The organism is Symbioplanes lichenis, from assembly GCF_030709675.1.
Lineage (GTDB): Bacteria > Actinomycetota > Actinomycetes > Mycobacteriales > Micromonosporaceae > Actinoplanes > Actinoplanes lichenis.
Genome location: NZ_JAUZQD010000025.1, coordinates 56087 through 75493, shown reverse-complemented (window position 1 = coordinate 75493; position 19407 = coordinate 56087). Strand labels below are relative to the sequence as shown.

Sequence of the window (19407 nt, the reverse complement as noted above, 5' to 3'; positions counted from 1 at the left end):
AAGGGAACGCCCGTTCCTGAGCCTTCACAGGCTCGGGGACGGGCGTTTCTGCGTTTCTACGCCAGTGCGGGCCTCGGGTCGGGCGCCGGCGACTTGGGCGGCATTCTTGCATTGACGTTCTATTCCGTGGACGTCGGCGGCTTGGGCGACATTTCTGCGGCAACCCGTTGTTCTTCGAGCGCGATGGCTTGGACGGGGCTTTTGCGTCAATGCTTCCCCGGGTGTTCAGAGTTGGGTGCCGAATTGCGACCGGCGCGCTCGCGTGGGGGTGTGCGGGCCAGGGGTTTCATTGGTGACTGTCGGCCGGTGCGGGGCGGGCCGGGAGTGGGGAATTGGCGCTGGGGCGGGGAGTGGCGGGTTCGTAGGATTGGGCGCATGACGAGGGTGAGCTTGGGGGATGTACGCGCGGCGGCGGAGCGGCTTGAGGGGGTTGCGCATCGGACGCCGGTGGTTCGGTCTCGGATGTTGGATGAGCGGGTGGGGGCATCCGTTTTTCTGAAGGCCGAGAACTTGCAGCGGATCGGGGCGTTCAAGTTCCGGGGGGCCTACAACGCGATCTCGCGGCTTTCGGAGGAGCAGCTGGCGAAGGGCGTCGTGGCGTTCTCGTCCGGGAACCATGCCCAGGCGGTGGCGCTGTCGGCGCAGCTGCTGGGGAGTTCGGCGGTCATCCTCATGCCCGAGGACACGCCGGCCGCCAAGGTGGATGCGGTGCGGGGGTACGGGGGCGAGGTGATCGGCTATGACCGGTACACCGGCGACCGGGAGGCGCTGGGGCGGCAGCTGGCGGAGGAACGCGGGCTGGTGCTGATTCCGCCGTACGAGCATCCGCACGTCATCGCCGGGCAGGGGACCGCGGCGCTCGAGCTGTTCGACGAGGTCGGGGAGTTGGATGCGATCGTCGTGCCGGTCGGCGGGGGCGGGCTGATCGCGGGGTCGAGCATTGTGGCCAAGGGCTTGTACCCCGGCGTTCGGGTGATCGGGGTGGAGCCGGCGGAGGGCGACGACACCAAGCGGTCGCTGGCCGCGGGGGAGCGGGTGCGGATTCCGGTGCCCCGGACTATTGCCGACGGGCAGGCGGCGGAGACTCCGGGGGAGTTGACGTTCTCGATCAACAAGGATCTGGTCGACGAGATCGTGCTGGTCAGCGACGACGAGCTCCGGGACGCCCTGCGCTTCGGGGTGGACCGGCTCAAGCTGGTGGCGGAGCCCAGCGGCGTCTCCGGACTGGCGGCGCTCCTGGCCGGCCGGCTCGACCCGGCCCCGGCCCGCATCGGCGTCATCATCTCCGGCGGCAACGTCGGCGCCGCCCGCCTCGCCGAACTCCTGACCACCTGACCCCGGCCGCCCCGAGCCACGAGCCACGGAACTGGGCCGCGATGGCGAGCGGACCGGCACCACGCGGGGTTGTGGGGTGAGCGCAACCCCTCACGCACGTAGCCGTGCGGCCGGGGCCGTTCTGGGGCGCCCCGCGCCCCTGGCCCCGGTCGTACGAGCCCTCGGCGGGAGCGACGGCCCGTACGCACCACCCACCAACGACATGAAGCTCTTGATCGTGAAGCATTTGATCTTGGCGAAGCACTTCCGCAACATATGAGACTTACCTCAAATCGACACCACACCCCCCGGCACCGATACGATCGCCAAGTCGGGACAGCGCCGTCCTGGAGCACCTGAAGGCAAAGGAGCGCCCCAGTGACAGATCAGTACGGCCATATCGATCCCGACGGGCCGGACGCGGCCCTGCGGCAGGACATCCGCCGGATCGGCAAGCTGCTCGGCGAGACGCTCGCCCGGCAGGAGGGCACGCCGCTGCTCGACCTGGTCGAGGAGGTGCGCGCCCTGGTGCGCACGGATGCGCCGGCCGCCGCGGACCGGCTGGCCGCGATGGATGTCACGACGGGCACGAAGCTCGCGCGGGCGTTCTCCACCTACTTCCATCTGGCGAACATCACGGAGCAGGTGCACCGCTCGCGTGACCTGCGCCGGCGCCGGGCCCGGGACGGCGGCTGGCTGGACCAGGCCGCGAAGCGCATCGCCGAGAAGGGCATCCCGGCCGACGAGGTGGCCGCGGCGGCCCGGCGGCTCGCGGTGCGACCGGTCTTCACCGCGCACCCCACCGAGGCCGCCCGTCGCTCGATCCTGTCCAAGCTGCGGGGCCTGGCCGACGCGCTGGACGGCGAGGCGAGCGCCGCGATCCTCTACGGGGCGTCGGACACGACCGCCTCGACCCGTCGCTTCGCCGAGCTCATCGACCTGCTCTGGCAGACCGACGAGCTGCGGCTGGACCGGCCGGACCCGACCGACGAGGCGCGCAACGCGGTCTACTACCTGAAGGATCTCTACGCCGAGGCGGCCCCGCAGGTCCTCGACGACCTGGCCGAGACGCTGCGTCAGCTGGGCGTGGAGACGGCGCCGACCGCGCGCCCGCTGACCTTCGGGTCGTGGATCGGCGGCGACCGCGACGGCAACCCGTTCGTCACGCCGGCCGTCACCCGCGACGTGCTGATCATCCAGCACGAGCACGGCATCCAGGCGACCGAGCTGGCGATGGACGAGCTGATCGACGAGCTGTCGGTGTCGCGCCGGCTGCGCGGGGTGTCGCTCGATCTGTCGGCCAGCCTCGCCCAGGACCTCGAGAAGCTGCCCGAGGTCTCGGGGCGGTTCCGGCGCGTGAACGCCGAGGAGCCGTACAGGCTGAAGGCCCGCTGCATCAAGGCCAAGCTGGCGAACACCCGTAAGCGCCTGAGCAGTAACACCCCGCACGTGCCCGGCCGCGACTATCTGGGCAGCGACGAGCTGATCGCCGACCTCGAGCTGATCCGCGCCTCGCTGGCCCGCAACTCCGGCCAGCTGACGGCCGTGGGCTCGGTCGCGTCGGTCATCCGCACGGCGTCGGCCTTCGGGCTGCAGCTCGCCACGCTCGACGTCCGGGAGCACGCGGAGAAGCATCACGAGGTGCTGACCCAGCTCTACGCGCAGGTTGGCGAGGTCGACGACTACACCGCGCTGAGCCGCGAGGAGCGCACCAAGCTGCTCTCCGCCGAGCTCACCGGCCGCCGCCCGCTGGCCGCGGCGGACGCCCCGCTCACCGAGTCGGCCCGCAAGACCTTCGACGTCTTCCACACGATCCGCGAGTCGCAGGACCGGTTCGGGGCCGAGGTCATCGAGTCGTACATCATCTCGATGACCCTCGGCGTCGACGACGTGCTCGCCGCGGCGGTGCTGGCCCGCGAGGCCGGCCTCATCGACGTGCACACCCCGCGCGCCCGCATCGGCATCGTCCCGCTGCTGGAGACGCCGGCCGAGCTCGACGCCGGCGGCGACCTGCTGGACGAGATGCTGTCCCTGCCGGCCTACCGGGACATCGTCCGCGCCCGCGGCGACGTCCAGGAGATCATGCTGGGCTATTCGGACAGCAACAAGGACGGCGGCATCACCACGAGCCAGTGGTCGATCCACAAGGCGCAGCGCGCGCTGCGCGACGTGGCGGCCCGGCACGGCGTCCGGCTGCGGCTCTTCCACGGCCGCGGCGGCACGGTCGGCCGGGGTGGCGGTCCGACGCACGAGGCGATCCTGGCCCAGCCCTACGGCACGCTCGACGGCGCGATCAAGGTCACCGAGCAGGGCGAGGTCATCTCCGACAAGTACACGCTGCCCGCCCTGGCCCGGGAGAACCTCGAGCTGACGGTCGCCGCGGTGCTGCAGGCGACGCTGCTGCACACCGAGCCGCAGGTCGACCTGGCCAACCTGGCCCGCTGGGACAAGGTGATGGACACGGCGTCGGCGGCGGCCTTCCGGCAGTACCGCACGCTGGTCGAGAACCCGGACCTGCCCGCGTACTTCTGGGCGGCCACCCCGACCGAGCTGCTGGGCGCGCTCAACATCGGCTCCCGGCCGTCGAAGCGGCCCAACGCGGACGCCGGGCTCGGCGGCCTGCGCGCCATCCCGTGGGTGTTCGGCTGGACGCAGACCCGCCAGATCGTGCCCGGCTGGTTCGGCGTCGGCACCGGCCTCGCGGCGGTGCGTGAGGAGCACGACGTCGAGGTGCTCCGCGAGATGTACCGCGACTGGCAGTTCTTCCGCACCTTCATCTCCAACGTCGAGATGATGCTGACGAAGACCGACCTCACCATCGCCCGCCGCTACGTCGAGACGCTGGTCCCGGCCGAGCTCCACCCGATCTTCACGATGATCGAGCAGGAGTACGCGAAGACGGTCGAGCAGGTCCTCGCCATCACCGGCGCGGAGAAGCTGCTCGAGTCGCAGGCGGAGCTGTCGCGCACGCTGGACGTCCGCGACACCTATCTGCAGCCGCTGCACCACCTGCAGGTGGCGCTGCTCCGGCAGTACAGGGCGCTCGGCGACGTGGATCGCCAGCTTGCGACGGCGCCGGGCTCACGCCGGGTGCCGTCGGACTCGGCCGCGCTGGAGCGGGCGCTGCTGACGACCGTCAACGGCATCGCCGCCGGCATGCGCAACACCGGCTGATCATTTCCGCGTGAAAACCGGCCGTCCCTCGCTGCAGGGGCGGCCGGTTCCGCTTGTTCAAAGTCCGATGACTCGGGTCCGTCGTGGTCCGAGACGTCGCTCCCGCCAGAGACCGGGCCCGGACGGCCAGGCGCCTGGCGGCGCCAGAACGGCCGGCCGAGCCCTGCCACCTGCGTGAGTGGTCACGCTCCAACCCCGGCCACGATGTCAGCGACGGCCCCGGGCTGCGACAGGAACGGGTGATGGCCCGCCCGCAGCTCGATCACGGTGTCAGCGCGACGGGCAAACGATCGCTGGGCCGCCGCGGGAGTGCCACGGTCCTCGCTGCACACCACATAGGTCGTCGGCACGTCACGCCACGCGGCCAACTGCACGGGCTGTTGCGTCACGGCGAGGTTCTGCCGGGCCAGCCGGGCCAGCCCGCCGCGAACGATCTCCGGCGGGCAGTCCTGGGCGAACGTCTCCGCGAACAGCTCGGGGACGGCGCCGAACGTGCCGCCCACCGGATCGAAGTCGAGGAACGGCGGCGGCGTCGCCGGGCCGAACGTCGACAACGACTCGCCCGGCTCGGGCAGGTAGCTCGACACGAGCACCAAGTGGTGCACGCCCGCCGCGGCCTCGGATACCACGATGCCGCCGTAGCTGTGCGCCACCACCACGGCCGGCTCGTCGCTGCCGTCCAAGACAGCCCGCACCGCGGCGACATCCTCGGTCAGCCCGGCCGGCCCCTCTTGGTCGCCCTCACCGCAGCTCGGCAACGCCGGGGCGACGCTGCCGATGCCCCGCTTCTCCAGCTCGGCGGCGGCCGCGTGCCACCACCACGCCCCGTCCCTGACACACGCTCCGTGCACGAAGATGACCCGCATGCGATCAACGGTAGACGTACCGCCAGTTACGTGAAAAAGTGCGGCGGTGGGGCGGCACAAGCAACCGGAGATCCGCGCGAAACTCCTCGACGCGTGTGTCGACCACGCCCTCGCCCACGGGCTGCCCGACCGCCTTGAGCCGCTGGCCACGGCGACCGGCACCTCGACCCGGATGCTGATCTATCACTTCCGCACCCGGGACGCGCTGCTGCGGGAGATCCTCGGCCGGGCCCGGCAGCGCCAGCGCGACTTCTTCGGCGAGCTGGTGACACCCCGGCCGGACGAGCCCTATCCGAGCACGCTGCGCCGAGCGTGGCGGGCCATGACGGGTCCCGAGGGGCGGCCCTATCTGAGCATGTTCGGCCGGCTCCGGGAGGACGCCGGGCAGCAGCTGTGGCCGGGCTTCCGGCGCGAGGCCACGACGGACTGGCGGCAGCCCTTCGAGGACGGCCTGCGCACCGTGGGCCGCCCCGAGCTCGGCACCCTGGCGCTCGCCGTCATCCGCGGGCTCATCATGGATCTCGAGGACACCGGCGACACCGATCGGGCCGACCGCGCGTTCGACGACTTCCTGACCCTGCTCACCGGGCAGATCTCACCGACTCCGGCTGAGCGAACCGCGTAGCTCTCGACAGTCCCGGCTGAGCGAATCGGCGACGCCGACTGGGCTCACCGGCTGGCCGGGGCGAAGTCGGGCAGGGTCAGCGCCGAGTGCTCGGGCCGGCCCGGCTCGGCGGGCATCTCGGTCAGGCCGCGCAGCATCCGGTTGCGCCCGGCCAGCGCCTCCTCGGTGGCGGGGAAGAGGATGCTGTCGCCCTCGCCGACGAGCCCTTGGTTCGCCTGGACGTAGGGGCGGGTGTCCCGCTCGTACGCCGCGAACGCCTGCTCGTGATCGTCGTGGCTGGCCAGGGCGCCCGCGAGCATGTAGGCGCCGACCAGCCCGAGGCTCGTGCCCTGCCCGGTGAGGAAGGACGGGGCATAGGCGGCGTCCCCGACCAGGGCGACCCGGCCGGTCGACCAGCGGGGCATCCGGATCTGGCTGACGACGTCGAAGAAGAGGTCGCCGGCCGAGCGCATTGCGGCGACCATCCGCGGGATCTCCCAGCCGTCGTGCGCGAAGACCGAGGCGACGAGCTCCCGCTGCGCCGCCGGGTCGCGGAAGGCGTCGAAGGGCGGCTCGGCCCGGTCGAAGGTCAGGAACCCGTGGACCTGCGCGTTGTCGCGAACCGCATAGACCGCGGCGCCGCGCCCGGCCGTGCTCCACACGACGCCCTCGTGCGAGAGGCCGAGGAAGTCGGGCATGGTGAAGCCGGCGAAGCAGTGGCCGAGGTAGTGGTGGAACTGCTCCTCGGGGCCGAACGTCAGGGCCCGCGTGTGCGAGTGCAGCCCGTCGGCCCCGATGACCAGGTCGAAGCGGCGCCGGGCCCCGCCCCGGAAGGTCACGTCGACCCCGTCCGGCCCGTCGTCGAGGGTGCCGATGCTGTCGCCGAAGAGGAACTCGACGTCGTCGCGAACGGCTGCGTAGAGGATCGAGGTGAGGTCGCCCCGCGGCACCTCCACGTCGCGGCCCTCGACCCCGCGGACGACCTCGTCGGGCCGGATCGCGGTGATCAGGCTGCCGTCCGGCTCGAGGAAGGTGAGCCGCCGCGTGTTGATGTGCGCCTCCTGCAAGGCGGGCAGCACTCCCATCCGGCGCACGACCTCGAGGGCCGTCCCCCGGATGTCAATGGGGTAGCCGCCGCCGCGGACCGTGTCCGCCTTCTCCACCACGGTGACGTCGAATCCGTGGTGCCGCAGCCAATAGGCCAGCGCGGGACCCGCGATGCTGGCCCCGGAAATCAGTACCCTGCTCATGAGCTTCCTCCTCGATGAGGTCTCAGTGCGATGAGGAAACTATATACCTAACTTAGGTATCGAATTGAGAGTGATGACGGACACACCGGACGACCTGATCACTGTTCTGCCCCGCCTGTCCCAGCTCAGCACGGTGCTCGGCCGCAGCCGCTTCATCGAGCGCGCCTCGGCGAACGCCGGCATCGACCTGGACCGCCCGACGCTGGGCATCCTGCTCTCGCTGCACATGGCGGGCGAGCCGCTGCGGATCGGCGAGATCGCCAAGCGCATGCAGGTGGTCGGCCCGCACGTGACCCGCCAGGTCCACGAGCTGGAACGGCGCGGCCTGGCCCGCCGCATCCCCGACCCCGACGACCAGCGGGCCCGCCGGGTCGAGCTGACCCCGGCCGGCGCCGAGGCCGTCGGCCGCTATCTGCAGACCGTGCTCGGCGCGCTCGGCGACGCCCTGTCCGGCTGGTCGGCCGAGGACCGCCGGACACTCGGCCGCCTGCTCGGGCGTTTCGCCGACGACCTCACCGAGCGGCTGGACCGGTTCGACGAGTAAAACTCATCCGGCGAGGGCCAGGGCGTAGTCGGCGAACCACTGGCCGGCCGGGGGAGCGCCGTCGCCGCAGGCGCCGTCGGACTCGCCCGGGCGTTTGATCCACAGATAGGCGTCGGCGAGGGGCACGCCGGTGGACGTCGTCGGGAGGTCGCCCAGCTTGCGGCCGGCCGGATTGCACCAGTGGTCGTGGTCGTTCGCGCCCCGGTCGGCGGGCCCGTTGCCGTTGCGGCTGGTGTCGATGACGAAGCGGGCGCCGTTCAGGTGGCCGCTCAGCTCGGTGCCGTACCGGATGTTGGCCTCGGTGGTCTCGAAGTTGGCCACGTTGAGCGAGAAGCCGGCGGCCCGCTCGATCCCGGCCGCCCGCAGCGCCCCGGCGAGCCGGCCCGTGTCGGTGATCCAGCTCGGGTTGCCCGCGTCCAGATAGACCGACACGCCCTCGTGGGCCGCGCGGAGCCGGTCGATCGCATAGCCGAGCAGCTGGTAGCGCTCGGTGCGGCCGGCGTCGTCGAGGCAGTCCTCGACCGCGTGCGGCATGGCGTCGGGCTCGAGGATCACGATCGCGCGGCCGGTCAGCGCGCCCGCCATGCCGTCGATCCAGCCGCGGTACTCGGCCGCCGACGCCGCGCCGCCGGCCGACTGGCCCGAGCAGTCGCGGTGCGGGATGTTGTAGAGGGTCAGCACGGGCACCCGGCCCGCTTGCGCGGCCGCGGCGACCAGGGCGCGGGCCCGGTCCACGCCGCCGGTCGACGAGTCGGCGAACCAGGTCGCGACCGGGCGGTCGGCGATCTTGCGGATCGACTCGGCGAGAGCGGTCTGCCCGGCCGCCTGATAATCGCGCACCTGCTGTGCCGCCGCCCCCGACGGGTCGACATAGAGCGGGATGGCGGCCTGCGAGCTGGACGTCTGCATGCCGCCGGGGACAGGAGAAGCGGAGGGAGAGACGGAGGGCGAAGGTGCGGCGGAGGGCAGCGTCACGGTGACGCTGCCGGGAGGATCGGACGACCTGGAGACGGCCAGGCCCACGCCCGCGGCGACCGCGACCAGCGCGACCGCCGCGAGCACGTACCTGGGACCGACGCGCACCGGCCTGGCGTGTCGGACCATGCGATCAGAGCACCTGCACCCAGCGCGCCACCGAGGGCACACCGCGGTCGTCCATGAGGAACAGCATGTACCAGCCGGAGGGCGCGAGGCCCCTCGACGCCGGAATCGACAGGTTCAGCTTGGCGCCGCCGGCCGGCGTGATGTCGAGGGCCACCGACCGCTGGTCGACGTCGAGCACGTGGGTGACGGCGCTCGGCCGGACCAGGCGCGCCTGGGTGATCCGGGCCGCGTCGGGCGACGTGAAGCCGACCGTCGTGCCCCGCTCGACCTGGGCCGGCCCGCCGGTGACCGAGGGACGCGCGCCCTGGAAGAGGTACGGCGGCGAGTAGACCTCGATGCGCTTCTCGAACGTGCCCGGACCCTTGCCGGACTCGTCGTACAGGGGATCGCTGCCCATGGTCACGACGCGGCCGTCGGGCAGCAGGATCGCCTCGGAGTGGTAGTTGCGCCCGACCGTCGACTCGGCCGCGGTGGCGAAGGAGTTCGACGACGGCTGGTAGATCTGCGCGTTGAAGAGGTCGCTGCGCGTCTTGTCGCCGTACTTGCCGCCGCGGTAGCCGGACGAGCCGCCGGTGGTGAAGACGGTGTCGTCGGGCAGGATCACGGCGTTGAGGTAGCGCGCCGGCTGCGGCAGGTCGGGCCCGGGACGGTAGACCGGCTTGTCCTCGGTGAGGTCGATGATGTCCGTACGCTTCGTGGACACCTCGGACTCGCCGACACCGCCGCCTCCGAAGATCATCACCTTCTGGTCCTGGGCCGGGGCCAGCAGCACCGACGAGCTGGTCTCGGTCAGCTTGGCGTCACGCAGACCGCCGACCTCGGTGAACTTGTTGTTCCGGACGTTCCAGACGCCCGGCGTCCGCCCGACCGTGTCCGACCCGTAGCCGGCGTTGGAGCCCGAGTAGAAGAAGTTGCCGTTCTCCATCATGTGGAACGACGGGTAGGTCGGGAACGTCCGGTGCAGCTCGGGGGCGTCGACCCACTTCTTCTGCGAGGCGATGTACTTCTCGTTGTCACCGGGGATGATCCGGCCGAACTCGTCGAGCCCGGAGACCGCCAGCACGTCGCCGTTGGGCAGCTCAGCCAGCGTCGGGTACCAGCGGTTCTCGACCATGTCGCCGACCTTGACGTACCGCTCGGCGACCGGGTCGAACTCGTACGACGTGTTGTCGCCGCCGTACTCCTGCTTCTCCCGCGTGATCTTCTCGGCGATGCCGTAGACGTTCTGCTTGTCGGCGCCGGACAGCCCGGCCACCGTGTACTGCGCGGGCTGCTCGACGATCGGCCCGTCGCCCTTGTCCACCGCGTCGACGAAGACCTCCACCTCGGCGGCGTGCTGCATGACCTGGCCGCCGTGGTTCATGACGTGCGCCTTGCCCAGCGTGACGTCCTCGCGGGTCTTGTAGACGCGGCCCGACGCCGACACCAGCGAGGTGCCCTTCTTGAACACGTGCGGGCCGCTGGTCGCCGACTCGTTCTTGAGCTTCATGACCCCGTACGCGTGCTCGACGTCCTCGGCCAGCACCTCGTAGCTCTTCGTGCCACCTGCGATCAGCAGGTTGCCGTTGGGCAGGAACGTGTGCCCGGCGCAGAACACGTCGGTCGGGGTCGGGACGTCCTTGAACTCGTCCTTGGCCGGGTCGTAGATGATCGTCCGGAAGGTGCCGGCCTCGAACGCGTCCCGGTTGTTGCCGCTGCCCGCGATGATCAGCAGCTTGCCCGTGTTGAGCAGCGCCGCGTGGATCGCGTTGACCTTGAAGTCCTGCGGGACGGGCAGCGCGGCCCAGTGGCCGTACTGCTCCTTGTAGGACTGCCGGTTGATCGTGAACTCGTGGTAGGCCTCGGCGCCCATGGCGACCATCGGGCGGTTCACCACGGCGACGACGCCGAGCACCGCGACTGCGACCAGGCCGCTCGAGATCTTGCGAGCGAGAGAGGGGCGGTGGTGGGGCTTCATGCGTACGTCTTCTCCATCGTCTCCGGGTCCAGGGCGCGGGTGGCCCGGGACCGGCCGCGGGCCGAGCGGGCGTGGATCGTCTGGATCCGCCACACCAGCAGGGGCAACAGGCAGATGATCAGGTTGAGGGAGGGCCAGAGCCACATCCAGCCGTCCACGTGGCCGAGGAAGGGCGAGGCGATCAGCAGCGCCGCGTAGAACGCCGCCCAGCCCAGGCTGTGCCGGAAGGTCGAGACCCGGTCCGGGCTCATTGCGTCGCCCTTGGGCGTCACGACGAAGCCGGCCTTGCGGCCGAGCAGGGCGCCGATGTACGACGACACGTACAGCGGAGTGGACAACGTGGACACCAGCATGCCGGGCAGGCCCGAGGAACCGCTGTCCTCGTGCGGGCTGACGTTGTGGCGCCGGTTGAAGATGTAGAGGCCGATCTGGAAGAGGGCGGCGTCGACGTAGAGCATCAGCCACACCTCCTGCGGCACTTGGACGCCCTTGGCGCCGAGCAGCAGATAACAGGCGGCGACGCCGGCGCCGAGCAGCCACGACAACGCGGTCAGCGGGTAGTACGCCATCAGCAGCCCGTAGTGCAGCGCCCGGCCGAAGCCCAGCTTCCAGCCCATCCGCCAGAACTTCTTGACGACGACCTCGTCGGTGCCGCGCGACCAGCGGTGCTGCTGCGAGAAGTAGTCCGTCCAGCTGGACGGGCCCTCGCCGACGGCCAGCACGTCCGGGGTGTAGACCGAGCGCCAGCGCTTGCCCGTCGCCGGATTGTTCGTGCTGTGCATGACGAGGCTGGTCGCCATGTCCTCGGTGATCGAGTCCTGCAGACCGCCGATGCTGCGCAGGGCCGAGATCCGGACGGCGTTGTTCGTGCCGACGAGCATGGCGATGCCGCGCTTGTTGCCGGCGCGCTGCAGCAGCGAGTGGAAGAGGTACTGCTGCGACTCGGCCCAGCGGGTGACGACGCTGTCGTAGTTGCCGTAGACCTGCGGGCCGACGACGAACCCCACGTCCGGGTCGTCGAAGTAGCCGAGCAGCCGCTCGCAGAAGTTGGGCTGCGGCACGTGGTCCGGGTCGACCGAGACGAAGACGTCGTACGAGTCCCCGTGCCGGTCGATCCACGAGTTGTAGTTGCCGTGCTTGGTCTTCGCCTTCATCGCGCCCGCGGGCATGTTGTACTGCGGCAGGCCCTTGCGCGTGTAGTGCCGGATGCCCCGGCGCCTGCACATCGCCTTGACCTCGGGGTCGTCGCCCTCGTCGAGCAGCCAGACGTCGTACGGGCCGGGGTGTCTGATCTTGAGCGCCGCGACCAGGGTCTGCTCGACCATCTCCAGCGGCTCCTTGCCGGGGACGATCGTGGTCAGGAAGGCGACGCGCAGCTTGCTGTCCGGCACGACGGGGACAGGATCTCGCGCCCAGATCGTTGCCAGGCACAGGGTCACGACGTTGACCAGACGGAACAACTCGATCAGGGACGTCGCCGCGATCATGAACACGGTGGCGCCGAAGACGACCGGCCGGAGATCCGGGTCGGGCAGCTCGATGGCGGAGATCAGCCAGGCGAAGAACGTGGTCTCGAACGCGAAGGCGAACAGCGTGATGAACACCGTCGCCACCGGCCGGCGCCGGGCGAGCCGGCGCATCCTGACCCGGTACGGGTCCTTGCGGTTGGTGCGCAGCTCCGCCGGCCCGGCCAGCACGCTGTACGCGCTGTAGCTGTACCGGAACGGGAGGATGTGGGTCTGATCGTTGCCGCCGCTGAGGTTCTCCAGCTCGTGCTGGTTGCGCGGAGCCGGGATGACCGTCGTCTCGTCGACCGGTGGTTCAGGGTTGCGGGGGCGTCCGGATCCCGGGGGCGGGGTCTGAACAACGCTCATGGCTTCCTTCCACGTCGTGCGACAACGGGTCAGCCCGGCAGCGGGCATGACGGATCGTGACAACGCCGACCGCGGGGCTTGCGTTGTCCGGGTGATTATTTGCGTTCATTAATGGGCTGATCAGCCGCCTGAGCTGCGGTTTTATGGCTTCACAACATTCCATGGACAGATTGCGGAATGGTGAACGCCGCCGCTCTCCGATCCGAGAAGGATTCGGAGAGTGACGAAAACCGCCCGGCAATATCCGGATTTGTCGCGGGCATCAGGCGGAGATCGGGACGGCCGGACGGACCGCCGCTTCGATCTTCTCCCGTCCCGCATGCTGGGACATCACCGGCTTGATCGCGCGCCTATTTGCATGTAGCAGCAGGTTATCGGGGGTGCGGGCCGGTCGCGCCTTGCCGACGAAAGCGTGCCGGGCGGCGGCGAATCCGGAGCGGTCGCCGAAGATGTCGCTGCTCATCTCGGCCAGCTCCCGGGTCTCGTAGACGTCGAGCGGCACCCGCTCCGCCCCGGCCCGGCGCGCCTTCTCTGTCCGGCGCTTCCGGGCGGACCGGGGATCGGCCAGCCGGACGGCGAGCGCCTGCAGCCATTCCCCGTACGCGTCGGGGTGGCGCGGCCCGACCTCGTCGACCAGACCGAGCGACCGGGCCCGCCGGGCGCTCACCGGCAGCCGCTGGTCGACGAGGCGCTGGGCCGTCTCCGCCCCGACGCGCCGGGGCAGGGTGAAGGTGTGCAGCTCGGAGCCGTACAGGCCCATGTCGTAGTGGGGGTTCAGGACGATGCCGTCACGGGCCGCCACGACGTCCGCCCCGAGGCCGAGCATGACGCCGCCCGCTCCGGCGCTGCCCGCGTACGCGGCGATCGTCACCTGCCCGGAGCAGGTGATCAGCTCGCGGCAGACCGCGTTGATCGCCTTGATGTTCGCCCACGCGGCGCCGGCGGGGTCCGCGGCCGCCTCGATCACGTTGAGGTGGATGCCGTTGCTGAAGGCGTCCGTGCCGCCGCGCAGCACGAGCACCCGGGTGTCCTGGCCCGCGGCGTGCCGGAACGCGGCGAGCAGCCGGCGGCAGTGCCCCGGCGACATGGCGCCGTTGTAGAAGTCGAAGGTCAGCCAGCCCACGGCCCCGGACCGCCGGTAGCGGATCTGCCGGTAGACCGGGCCCTCCGGCTCGGCGCCGATCGGCAGGGGCGACTGCGGCACGCCGGCCAGGTCGCGCCCGAGCAGGGTCGTCGCCGGCAGCTTCACGCCGTCCGGCTCGCGCAGATGACCCAGCCACACGCTGGCGTCGCCGGTCGCCACGAGCACGGCGCCCTGACGCCGGCCGAGGACCGTGCCGGGGCGCGCGCCGCGGGTCAGGCCCGGATGGGCGTCGTACGCGTAGACGTCGCGCCCGGCCACGGTGGTCCGTACGCCCGGGGAACCGTCACCGGCCCGGATCCGGCGCACGATCGTCTCGGCCGGGTCGGACCAGTCGAAGGCGCGGTCGGCCTGCTTCATCGCCGGGCGGGGACGGGCGCCGCGCACCTCGACGGTCATCTCGGCCGCCGGGGTGGGCCGGAAGCCGGGATCGGCGGCCTTGGCGACCACCTCGAAGACGCACTCGAGGGCCGCGTCGGCGACAGGCCCGGAGTAGAGCGACGACTTGCGGGGCGCGGCGGCCGGCATCGGGAACGTCCGGGCGGCCCAGATCGGGCCCGCGTCGAGCTCCTCCACGGCCTGCAGCGCGGTCACGCCCCACGTCGGGGCCGACTCGGTGATGGCCCAGTCCAGCGACGACGGCCCGCGGTCGCCCACGGGCCCCGGATGGACGATGACCGTGCGCCAATGTCGCCAGACCTCGGCCGGCACCCGGTCCTTCAGGAAAGGGCACACGACCAGATCGGGGCTCGCCCGCCGGACGCCGTCGATCATGTCGCCCGGACTCGTGGCCAGCTGGACGCCGACCTCGTGACCCGCTTCTCGCAGTGCGCACCACACCCGCTGGGTCAAGCCGTTGAATGCCGACACGAGCAGCACGATGCGCACATTGCCTCCCCAGACAATTAGTTCCTTTAGCCAGTCTTGTCCGCCGATCTAGGGGTTTGTCGCACATGCGGTCCGGCACTTGTGTGTGGCGCCGGTTCTCCGGTGCGGCGGACTAAGCTTGGTGAGGTACCCCCCGTCCAACGGGCGCAGGGGTTTTTCGATGTGCTCTCGAGAGAGATTTCTTCATGCAACTCAGTGGCCTCATCCCGGCCGCCCTGCGTGACCGCGGGCTGGCGCGGGCCCGTGACCTGGCCCGCAAGGGCGGGGCCGACTCCGACGCGCTCGACCTGACGGCGCCCGTCTCGCTGCGGCCCTTCGTGGTCGCGGCGGTCGCCGGGCAGCCCGAGTCCGGCGGCGCCGGCAAGCCCGTGCTCGCTGTGACGGCGACCAGCCGCGAGGCCGACGATCTCGCGGACGCGCTCGGATGTCTCGTGTCGCCGGACGCCGTCGCCGTCTATCCCTCCTGGGAGACACTGCCGCACGAGCGACTGTCGCCGCGCTCCGACACGGTCGGCCGGCGCCTGGCCGTCCTGCGCCGCCTCGCCCACCCCGAGGCCGGCGCCGAGCCGCTGCGGGTCGTGGTCGCGCCGGTGCGGTCCCTGCTGCAGCCGCAGCTCAAGGGGCTCGGCGACCTCGAGCCGGTCGAGCTGCGGGCCGGCGGCGAGGCCGAGCTGGAGGGCGTCGCGCAGCGGTTGTCCGACATGGCCTACGCCCGGGTCGACCTGGTCACCAAGCGGGGCGAGTTCGCCGTCCGCGGCGGCATCCTCGACGTCTTCCCGCCCACCGACGAGCACCCGTCCCGGGTCGAGTTCTGGGGCGACGAGGTGGAGGAGATCCGCACCTTCGCCGTCGCCGACCAGCGCACGATCGACGCGGTCGAGCGGCTCTGGGCCCCGCCGTGCCGCGAGCTGCTGCTGACCCCGCAGGTGCGGGCCAAGGCGGCGGAGCTGAGCGCCGCGCACCCCGAGATCGCCGAGATCCTCGACAAGCTGGCCGAGGGCATCCCGGTCGAGGGCATGGAGTCGCTGGCGCCCGCGCTGCTCGACGGCACGGACAGCATGGAGCTGCTGATCGACTGCATGCCCGAGGGCACGCACGTTCTCTTGTGCGACCCGGAGCGCATCCGCACGCGCGCGCACGACCTGACCCGTACGTCCGATGAGTTTCTGGAAGCGAGCTGGGCCGCCGCTGCCGTGGGTGGGCAGGCGCCGATCGACGTGGGCGCCGCCGCCTTCCGCACCCTGGCCGATGTGCGCTCGCACGCTGCCGTGCTGCGGCAGCCGTGGTGGACGGTGTCACCTTTCGGCATCGCCGCTTCTCCCTCCGAGGATGAGACTCCTTGGCTCGAGGCGCCGTCGACCGAGGTCTCGCCGGATCTCGGCGACGCGGTCGCGTTGAAGGCCCAGCCCGTCCCGCTCTATCACGGCGACACGGCCAAGCTGGCGAACGATCTGGCCCAGTGGGCGGCCGACAAGTGGGCGATCGCGCTGGTCTTCGAGGGCCACGGCACCGCCCAGCGCGCCACCGAGCTGCTGCGCGACGCCGGCCTCGGCGTGACGCCGGTCGACTCCATCGAGTCCGCCGTCGAGCCGGGCCAGCTGCTGGTCACCTGTGGCGGGCTCAACCACGGCTTCGTCGACGAGGCCTCGAAGCTGGCCATCATCACCGGCAACGACATCACCGGCGGCCGGGGTGCGTCCACCAAGGACATGCGCAAGATGCCCAGCCGCCGGCGCAACACGATCGACCCGCTGGAGCTCAAGACCGGCGACTTCGTCGTGCACGAGCAGCACGGCATCGGCCGCTACATCGAGCTGGTGCAGCGCACGGTCAACGGTGCCGACCGCGAATACCTGGTCATCGAGTACGCCCCCTCGAAGCGCGGGCAACCCGGCGACCGGCTCTTCGTCCCCACCGACCAGCTCGACCAGCTGTCCCGTTACGTCGGCGGGGAGTCGCCCAGCCTGCACAAGATGGGCGGCTCCGACTGGCAGAAGAGCAAGGCGCGGGCGCGCAAGGCGGTCAAGGAGATCGCAGCGCAGCTCATCCAGCTCTACGCCGCGCGGCAGGCGTCCAAGGGCCACTCGTTCGGCCCGGACACCCCGTGGCAGCGCGAGCTGGAGGACGCCTTCCCCTACACGGAGACGCCCGACCAGCTCGCGGCGATCAGCGAGGTCAAGCACGACATGGAGCTGGCCGTCCCGATGGACCGGCTGATCTGCGGCGACGTCGGCTACGGCAAGACCGAGATCGCGGTGCGCGCGGCCTTCAAGGCGGTGCAGGACGGCAAGCAGGTGGCCATCCTCGTGCCGACGACGCTGCTCGCCCAGCAGCACTACAACACGTTCGCCGAGCGGATGAGCCAGTTCCCGGTGACCATCAAGCAGCTGTCGCGTTTCCAGACGCCCAAGGAGGCGGCGCTGACCTTGGAGCAGGCGGCCAACGGGACGGCCGACATCGTCATCGGCACGCACCGGCTGCTCTCCAAGTCGACCCACTTCAAGAACCTCGGCCTCATCATCGTGGACGAGGAGCAGCGGTTCGGCGTCGAGCACAAGGAGCAGCTCAAGGCGCTGCGCGCGTCCGTCGACGTGCTCACCATGTCGGCGACGCCGATCCCGCGCACGCTCGAGATGGCGATCACCGGCATCCGCGAGATGTCGACCATCGCGACGCCGCCGGAGGAGCGGCACCCCGTGCTCACGTACGTGGGGGCCTACGACAACAAGCAGGTCGCCGCGGCCATCCACCGCGAGCTGCTCCGCGACGGCCAGGTGTTCTTCCTGCACAACCGGGTCGAGTCGATCGACCGGGCCGCCCGGACGCTGCGCGAGCTGGTCCCCGAGGCGCGCGTCGCCGTCGCCCACGGGCAGATGAGCGAGGAGCAGCTCGAGAAGGTCATGGTCGGCTTCTGGGAGAAGGAGTTCGACGTCCTGGTCAGCACGACCATCGTCGAGTCCGGCATCGACATCCCGAACGCCAACACGCTCATCGTCGAGCGCGCCGACCTGCTCGGCCTGTCGCAGCTGCATCAGATCCGCGGCCGCGTGGGCCGGGGGCGCGAGCGGGCGTACGCGTACTTCCTCTACCCGCGCGAGAAGCCGCTCACCGAGCAGGCCCACGAGCGGCTGGCCACCATCGCGCAGCACACCGAGCTCGGCGCCGGCATGTACGTCGCCATGAAGGACCTCGAGATCCGCGGCGCCGGCAACCTGCTCGGCGGTGAGCAGTCGGGCCACATCGAGGGCGTCGGCTTCGACCTCTACGTGCGGATGGTCGGCGAGGCGGTCAGCGCCTTCAAGGGCGACCGGCCCGAGGAGGAGATCGAGGTCAAGGTGGACCTGCCGGTCGACGCGCACCTGCCCACCGACTACATCGCGGTCGAGCGCCTGCGCCTCGAGATGTACCGCAAACTGGCCGAGGCCCGCGACGACGCCCGCCTCGACGAGGTGGTCGCCGAGATGACCGACCGCTACGGCGAGCCCCCGGCGCAGGTCGCCAACCTCATCGCGGTGGCGCGCTTCCGGCTGCTGGCCCGGGCCTACGGCCTGACGGACGTCTCCGTGCAGGGCAAGCACCTGCGCTTCTCGCCGCTGCCGCTGCCCGACTCGAAGCAGATGCGGCTCAAGCGCTACCACCCCGACTCGGTCTACAAGGCGGCGAACGACCAGGTCAGCGTCCCGCGCCCGAGCACCCGCCGGATCGGGGGCGAGCCGCTGCGCGATCTGACGCTGCTGCAGTGGTGCGCGCAGCTGCTCAAGGACGTGCTGGGGGAGGCGCCGGCTCCGGTCAAAGCCTGACATTCCCCGGGTACGCGTACGCAGGCCCGGGCCGTACCATCGTGCGGCCCGGCTCTGCGGTTTTCGTGCCGTATCCGGAGGCTCGAGGGACTTCCGTGACGCTTCGCGTTGTGCTGCCGGTGCTGCTCCTGACCACGATGGCCCTGGCCGCGTGCACCCGACCGGCCGGGCCTTCGCCGAGCGCGGCCAGCTCGAAGCCCGTGTTGGTCTCCCCGGCCAGTCCCTCGGTCACCCCGTCGCCGGCGCCGCCCCGACCGGTGATCAGCAAGGCCGGGCTCGGCTACTTCTTCGACATCGCGCTGGGCTCGGAGTACGGCGAGAAGTCCGCCCCCGTCATCCGCTGGACCAAGCCCCAGGTCACCATCCAGGTGCACGGCAAGCCGACGAAGAGCGCCAAGACCTGTCTGGCCAAGGTCGTCGCCGACTTCAACGCGCTCAGCCGATCGACCGACCTGAAGATCAAGAACGGGCCGGCCGACATCGACCTGCACTTCGCCCCGCTGGCGACGTTCAAGTCACTGGAACCCGACTACGTGACCGGCAACGACGGCTTCGTGCACGTCGAATGGAACGGCGCCCGCGTGATCACCTCGGCGAACGTCCTGATCCGCTCGTCGGGTCTCGGCTCCGCCGTCCGCTGTCACCTGATCCGCGAGGAGCTGACCCAGGGCATGGGTCTGCTCCGGGACTCGAACAAGCACCCGGGCAGCATCTTCTACGGCAAGTACTTCCCGGCGCCGACCCGCTATTCCAAGCTGGACAAGGAAGTCATCCGGCTCCTCTACAGCGACGCGATCCATCCGGGCGACACCAAATCGGTCGTCACCCGCGCCGTCACCGTCCGATAGCCGCCCACCGCATCGCGGGCGGGCGATCGAGCCCGGCAGCGCC

General features: G+C 70.8%; 12 protein-coding genes. 6 read left to right on the top strand and 6 right to left on the bottom strand.

Features of this window, described 5'->3' with window-relative positions:
• Nucleotides 1-375: 375 nt before the first annotated feature.
• Complete coding sequence (locus RAN62_RS39180) at nucleotides 376-1335, top strand: pyridoxal-phosphate dependent enzyme (RefSeq protein WP_305789951.1); 960 nt, start codon at nucleotides 376-378, stop codon at nucleotides 1333-1335.
• A 357-nt stretch (nucleotides 1336-1692) separates the two neighbouring features.
• Complete coding sequence (gene ppc / locus RAN62_RS39175) at nucleotides 1693-4488, top strand: phosphoenolpyruvate carboxylase (protein WP_305789950.1); 2796 nt, start codon at nucleotides 1693-1695, stop codon at nucleotides 4486-4488.
• A gap of 182 nt (nucleotides 4489-4670) precedes the next feature.
• Here ppc and RAN62_RS39170 read toward each other — a convergent pair whose 3' ends face one another.
• Nucleotides 4671-5354 (bottom strand): alpha/beta hydrolase, encoded by a 684-nt coding sequence (locus tag RAN62_RS39170; RefSeq protein WP_305789949.1) that lies wholly within the window; start codon nucleotides 5352-5354, stop codon nucleotides 4671-4673.
• 46 nt (nucleotides 5355-5400) lie between these two features.
• Here RAN62_RS39170 and RAN62_RS39165 point away from each other — a divergent pair, with 46 nt between their 5' ends.
• A complete protein-coding gene (locus RAN62_RS39165) occupies nucleotides 5401-5979 on the top strand; it encodes a TetR/AcrR family transcriptional regulator (RefSeq protein WP_305789948.1) in 579 nt (192 codons plus the stop codon).
• Nucleotides 5980-6023: 44 nt separating this feature from the next.
• Here RAN62_RS39165 and RAN62_RS39160 read toward each other — a convergent pair whose 3' ends face one another.
• Entirely contained in the window at nucleotides 6024-7208 is a 1185-nt protein-coding gene (locus RAN62_RS39160) for an FAD-dependent monooxygenase (RefSeq protein ID WP_305789947.1), read from the bottom strand.
• 73 nt (nucleotides 7209-7281) lie between these two features.
• Here RAN62_RS39160 and RAN62_RS39155 point away from each other — a divergent pair, with 73 nt between their 5' ends.
• Complete coding sequence (locus RAN62_RS39155; RefSeq protein WP_305789946.1) at nucleotides 7282-7752, top strand: MarR family winged helix-turn-helix transcriptional regulator; 471 nt, start codon at nucleotides 7282-7284, stop codon at nucleotides 7750-7752.
• 3 nt (nucleotides 7753-7755) lie between these two features.
• Here the strand turns inward: RAN62_RS39155 and RAN62_RS39150 are convergent, their stop codons facing one another.
• The 4 genes from RAN62_RS39150 to RAN62_RS39135 form a co-directional block, all read right to left on the bottom strand.
• Entirely contained in the window at nucleotides 7756-8835 is a 1080-nt protein-coding gene (locus tag RAN62_RS39150; protein WP_305789945.1) for a glycoside hydrolase family 6 protein, read from the bottom strand.
• A 25-nt stretch (nucleotides 8836-8860) separates the two neighbouring features.
• On the bottom strand, nucleotides 8861-10813 hold the full coding sequence (gene glxA, locus RAN62_RS39145) for a radical copper oxidase GlxA (protein WP_305789944.1): 1953 nt from the start codon (nucleotides 10811-10813) through the stop codon (nucleotides 8861-8863).
• On the bottom strand, nucleotides 10810-12687 hold the full coding sequence (locus tag RAN62_RS39140; protein ID WP_305789943.1) for a glycosyltransferase family 2 protein: 1878 nt from the start codon (nucleotides 12685-12687) through the stop codon (nucleotides 10810-10812). Before RAN62_RS39140 ends, glxA begins: the two co-directional genes overlap by 4 nt.
• Nucleotides 12688-12949: 262 nt before the next feature.
• The gene (locus RAN62_RS39135; RefSeq protein ID WP_305789942.1) at nucleotides 12950-14716 is read right to left on the bottom strand and encodes a hydrogenase maturation protein; all 1767 of its coding nucleotides are present in this window, start codon (nucleotides 14714-14716) and stop codon (nucleotides 12950-12952) included.
• A gap of 185 nt (nucleotides 14717-14901) precedes the next feature.
• Between RAN62_RS39135 and mfd the strand changes: the two genes are divergently transcribed.
• Nucleotides 14902-18516, top strand: a complete 3615-nt coding sequence (gene mfd / locus RAN62_RS39130) for a transcription-repair coupling factor (protein ID WP_305789941.1) — start codon at nucleotides 14902-14904, stop codon at nucleotides 18514-18516.
• A gap of 95 nt (nucleotides 18517-18611) precedes the next feature.
• Nucleotides 18612-19364, top strand: a complete 753-nt coding sequence (locus tag RAN62_RS39125; protein ID WP_305789940.1) for a DUF2927 domain-containing protein — start codon at nucleotides 18612-18614, stop codon at nucleotides 19362-19364.
• Nucleotides 19365-19407: the final 43 nt, after the last annotated feature.

Bases quoted from the DNA above. Each gene is read 5' to 3' on its own strand.
- RAN62_RS39160 (WP_305789947.1), bottom strand. From the start codon at position 7,208: ATGAGCAGGGTACTGATTTCCGGGGCCAGCATCGCGGGTCCCGCGCTG.
- RAN62_RS39180 (WP_305789951.1), top strand. From the start codon at position 376: ATGACGAGGGTGAGCTTGGGGGATGTACGCGCGGCGGCGGAGCGGCTT.
- RAN62_RS39140 (WP_305789943.1), bottom strand. From the start codon at position 12,687: ATGAGCGTTGTTCAGACCCCGCCCCCGGGATCCGGACGCCCCCGCAAC.
- RAN62_RS39155 (WP_305789946.1), top strand. From the start codon at position 7,282: ATGACGGACACACCGGACGACCTGATCACTGTTCTGCCCCGCCTGTCC.
- RAN62_RS39170 (WP_305789949.1), bottom strand. From the start codon at position 5,354: ATGCGGGTCATCTTCGTGCACGGAGCGTGTGTCAGGGACGGGGCGTGG.
- mfd (WP_305789941.1), top strand. From the start codon at position 14,902: ATGCAACTCAGTGGCCTCATCCCGGCCGCCCTGCGTGACCGCGGGCTG.
- glxA (WP_305789944.1), bottom strand. From the start codon at position 10,813: ATGAAGCCCCACCACCGCCCCTCTCTCGCTCGCAAGATCTCGAGCGGC.